Raw genomic sequence first — 4,106 nt, 5'->3', positions numbered from 1 at the left:
CACTGTCAGGGCCCGGTAACTTCTCCTCTTCGAATAGTGCGTTTACTTCTTGTTCTTCGCCGCCTCTTTGATCAGCTCCTGACCGATCACGTTCCTCTGGATCTGGTTTGTCCCCTCATAGATCTGGAGGATCTTCGCATCGCGCATCATCTTCTCCACAGGGTACTCCCTCATATACCCTGAGCCGCCCATGATCTGGACCGCATTGGTTGTGACACGCATGCCGAGGTCGGTCGCAAAGACCTTCGCCATGGCAGATTCCTTTGACACGTCTTTCGCTCCGCTGTCTATGTAGCGTGCCACCGTATAGATCAGAGCCCGCGCGGCCTCTATCTCGGTAGCCATGTCGGCAAGCATGTGCTGGATCGCCTGAAAGCTGATGATCGGATGACCGAACTGGACGCGTTGCCTAGCAAACTTGACCGCCTCCTCGAATGCGCCTTGGGCTACTCCCAGACCCTGTGCACCCACTCCGGTCCGAGAACTGTCGAGTGTCTTCATCGCCACAATGAAGCCCATCCCTTCTCTGCCGATAATATTCGTTTTCGGCACTCTGCAGTTGTCGAAGACCAGCTCCCGGGTCACCGAAGCCCGTATGCCCATCTTCCTTTCCTTCTTGCCGAAACTGAACCCGGGCGTCCCTTTCTCAATAATGAAGGCTGATGCGCCCCTGGCTCCCTTGGCCCTGTCGGTCATGGCTATAATCGTGTAAATCTCGGCCTCGCCTCCGTTCGTGATCCATTGCTTTGTGCCGTTGATCACATACTCATCGCCTTCAAGCTTCGCCGTCGTCTGTATCCCAGCGGCATCGCTCCCCGCGTTCGCCTCCGTGAGGCCGAAGGCGACAAGCCTCTTCCCCTCAGCGATATCGGGGAGGTATTTCTTCTTCTGCTCTTCTGATCCAAAGAGGAGGATCGGGAAGGTTCCGAGGGCGTTGGCCGCGTACGATGTGGATACGCCGACGCAGGCCTTTGAGAGCTCCTCGACGGCGATGCAGAGTTCGAGGCATCCCTTTCCGAGACCGCCGTACTGCTCGGGGATAAAGAGACCGAAGAGATCGGACTGGGCGAGCACCTTCATGATTTCCCAGGGAAACTCTTCCTTCTCATCGAGCTCTTCCCTGACAGGGACGACCTTCTCCTCCGCAATCTGCCGGGCAAGGTCTCTGATCATGATCTGTTCATCTGTCAAGAAGTAATCCATTGTCCAACCTCCCTCGTTCACGATTCATTTCGTAGAAGACAACGTGAAAAAGAATCAATTATCGCGCCCGCTCACCCGAGAGTATCAGGAGACTACGAACTCAATAGTCTACCAGAACGAACGGGAGTTTTGGAAGGAGAGCTACTAGGCGCTGATATCCACCGGTCCGATAAGGAGACTCGGGGCACCGATGTTGCCGTAGAACCTGAGATCGTCGCCTACCGCTTCAACGTTTCTGAAGAATTCAAGGATGTTCCCCGATATCACCGCTTCCTTAACGGCATGCCGCGCCTTCCCGCCCTCTATCCAGAGTCCGGAGACGCCGATCGAAAATTCTCCCGATATCCGGTTTGCGGTATGCATTCCCATCGCATCGGTGACGAAAAGACCCCTGTCGAACTGCGCGGGCAGGTTTTGGGTCTGCGGGTGCAGGGATGATCCGGTGAGGTAAAGGTTTGTTCGGCCCACAGAAGGCAGCAACGAGAAGCCACCCTTCACGGCATTTCCCGTAGACGCTACCCCATCCTTTTTCGCGGTGTAGGTATTGTAGAGATACCCGAGGAGAACGCCGTCTTGAATGAGCTCCTTCTTGGAAGTCGCCACGCCTTCATCGTCGCAGGGCCTGCTGCCGAGTTTACGTGGCACCCCTCCGTCATCGACGATACTGATGCGGGGGCTCACGACCTCCTCATCGATACGTTTCGCGAGCAGTGACTTACCCTTCTGAACAGATTCCGATGACAGGAGCGATGAGAAGATACCGAGGAAGTCAGCGGCGACGGAACTATCGAGCATCACCTGAGCACTGACGGAGCGAATCTTCCGAGCGCCGAGCATTTCGAGTGCCCGAGCAGCAGCCCTTTTCCCCACCGCTTCCGGAGAAACGTCCCCGAGAAACCTCGACCCTTCAAAGTCCCATCCCATCTGACTGTCGCCGCCCTCTTCAGCAACGACCATGATCTCCGCCGTTGCCGATGTGGAGGAATACATCGCATCGAGACCCCTCGAATTCATGATGAGGACATCAGTGCAGGTAAAGGACGCGGAGGATTTCCTCACCTTCGTTATCCTCGCATCCGAAACACGGGCAGCTTTTTCTGTGGCGCAAGCACGAATCACAGCCTCTTCCTTACCCACGGAGGCAACGGCATCGTCAAAGATCGGCATGGACTGTTGGGGTGAAGGTTCCGGCAGGGCAAGATAATCGTCCTCCTCGGCCCATTTTGACGCCTCAACCGCATCCTCCACGACGCTGTCGCCCTTACGAAGATCGGTGGCATAGGAGAAACCGAGCCTTTTCTTCCTGATGACGCGAAGGGAATATCCGAAGTCGATGGATGATTCTACGGCGTCCGTTTCCTGATCCTTAACCTCGGCCGAGAGATTCCTTGCCGATTTCAGATATACCTCCGCAAATTCCGCGCCTTTCTTCTTCGCCTCTTCGAGAAGCCTGAAGGCGAACTCCCTCTCAGTCTTCATAGTAAGTCGCGGATGCGGTGTCGGATTCCCAGACGGTCACCGCCGTAAGATGGACGAATTCACCGTTGATCTTCTTTTTCAGTGTGTCATAGATCCATTTTGCGATATTTTCTGAAGACGGGTTTTTTTCGGTAAAGGGGAATATTTCGTTGAGAAACGTGTGGTCGAGAGAACCGGTAACTTCTTGGGTATACCGTTTCAGATCGTGAAAATCCAACGCGATATCTATCTCATTGAGCCTCTCCGCCGAGACATGCACCTGCACTTTCCAGTTATGACCATGAAAGTTTTCACACTTTCCCTGGTACCCCCTTAACTGGTGGGCTGCAGCGAATGTGGATTCAACCATAAGTTCGAACATAGCTCTCCTTTCCGTGCTCCTGATCCATGGCATTTGGTGAAAGCGATAGAGTGGGCACGAAACATTTCGGCCTCCATCCCGCCCCGCTGCCTCTTCAGACTGACTTTCTGAATACCGCTATATAGGGAAGGTTCCTGAACCTGTTGTCATAATCGAGGCCATAACCGACAACGAACTCGTTCGGTATGGTAAAGCCCACATAATCGAGAGGCACATCGATCTCTCTCCGTTCCCGCTTGTCGAGAAATACGCATGTCTTGAGGCTCCTCGGTTTCCGTGACAGCATTCGCTCGCGCACACGACTGAGGGTGATACCCGAATCAACAATGTCCTCTACGAGGAGGACATCCTTGTCCGTGATGTCCTCACGGACGTCGTAGTACACCTTCACCTCTCCCGTGGTTTCCGCCTTCGCATAACTTTCCGTGACAAGGAAATCGATGGTGAGCGGGATCTTTATCGACCTCACGAGGTCCGAATGGAACATGAAGGCTCCTCTCAGGATTCCGACCGCCAGGAGGTCTTTTCCTTCATAGTCTTTCGAAATACTCTCTGCCAGTTCTCTTACCCTCTGCTGAATCTGATCTGTCGAGAAGAGCGGTTTCCCCGTTACCATATGGATCTCCTTGCACGTTGATTGCTTAGATTATATATAGAAATGGCTCTCATCTCAACAGTGCGCGCCATCACGGCGCGTTCCTGTCCGAAAGCGCTTTCCTTTTCCGTCGATGAGTAATTGACAAACTAGTTTCTCCTATTGTTTAATAGAGAATCTTTTGGGCGGATAGCTCAGCTGGGAGAGCACAGCCCTTACAAGGCTGGGGCCACAGGTTCGATCCCTGTTCCGCCTACCATAACGGATCAAGAGTCAGCTATAATCGGCTGTCTCTTTTTTTATTCGCGAGCGCCGGCTTTTCGCAGGGCCTCCGCGATGTCGGCTCTTCCGACCGCCGAGGCTATCATGAGGGATGTGAGTCCGCCATCACTCCTGGCATTCACGTCAGCCCTCTTTTCTATAAGCAACCTTACCGTCTCACTATGTCCTTTGTAGACAGCTTCCATC

At 53.8% G+C, this 4,106-nt stretch carries 4 protein-coding genes and 1 tRNA gene; 1 reads left to right on the top strand and 4 read right to left on the bottom strand.

Going from position 1 to position 4,106, the window contains the following annotated elements; all coding sequences use genetic code 11:
• Positions 1 to 42: 42 nt before the first annotated feature.
• From VEI96_11305 to hpt, 4 genes are all read right to left on the bottom strand, one after another.
• On the bottom strand, positions 43 to 1,203 hold the full coding sequence (locus VEI96_11305; GenBank protein ID HXX58578.1) for an acyl-CoA dehydrogenase family protein: 1,161 nt from the start codon (positions 1,201 to 1,203) through the stop codon (positions 43 to 45).
• 144 nt (positions 1,204 to 1,347) lie between these two features.
• Positions 1,348 to 2,682 (bottom strand): TldD/PmbA family protein, encoded by a 1,335-nt coding sequence (locus VEI96_11300; GenBank protein ID HXX58577.1) that lies wholly within the window; start codon positions 2,680 to 2,682, stop codon positions 1,348 to 1,350.
• Positions 2,672 to 3,043 (bottom strand): 6-carboxytetrahydropterin synthase QueD, encoded by a 372-nt coding sequence (gene queD, locus VEI96_11295; GenBank protein ID HXX58576.1) that lies wholly within the window; start codon positions 3,041 to 3,043, stop codon positions 2,672 to 2,674. Before queD ends, VEI96_11300 begins: the two co-directional genes overlap by 11 nt.
• A gap of 94 nt (positions 3,044 to 3,137) precedes the next feature.
• Complete coding sequence (hpt, locus tag VEI96_11290) at positions 3,138 to 3,659, bottom strand: hypoxanthine phosphoribosyltransferase (GenBank protein ID HXX58575.1); 522 nt, start codon at positions 3,657 to 3,659, stop codon at positions 3,138 to 3,140.
• Positions 3,660 to 3,821: 162 nt separating this feature from the next.
• Between hpt and VEI96_11285 the strand changes: the two genes are divergently transcribed.
• Positions 3,822 to 3,897 (top strand) — tRNA-Val (locus tag VEI96_11285).
• Positions 3,898 to 4,106 lie beyond the last annotated feature (209 nt).

Source organism: Thermodesulfovibrionales bacterium (assembly GCA_035622735.1).
In the GTDB taxonomy this organism is placed as follows: Bacteria; Nitrospirota; Thermodesulfovibrionia; order Thermodesulfovibrionales; family UBA9159; genus DASPUT01.
The sequence above is the reverse complement of the archived record's forward strand: the minus strand, read 5'-3'. Positions and strand labels throughout refer to the sequence as shown.

Bases quoted from the DNA above. Each gene is read 5' to 3' on its own strand.
- VEI96_11305 (HXX58578.1), bottom strand. From the start codon at position 1,203: ATGGATTACTTCTTGACAGATGAACAGATCATGATCAGAGACCTTGCC.
- VEI96_11300 (HXX58577.1), bottom strand. From the start codon at position 2,682: ATGAAGACTGAGAGGGAGTTCGCCTTCAGGCTTCTCGAAGAGGCGAAG.
- queD (HXX58576.1), bottom strand. From the start codon at position 3,043: ATGTTCGAACTTATGGTTGAATCCACATTCGCTGCAGCCCACCAGTTA.
- hpt (HXX58575.1), bottom strand. From the start codon at position 3,659: ATGGTAACGGGGAAACCGCTCTTCTCGACAGATCAGATTCAGCAGAGG.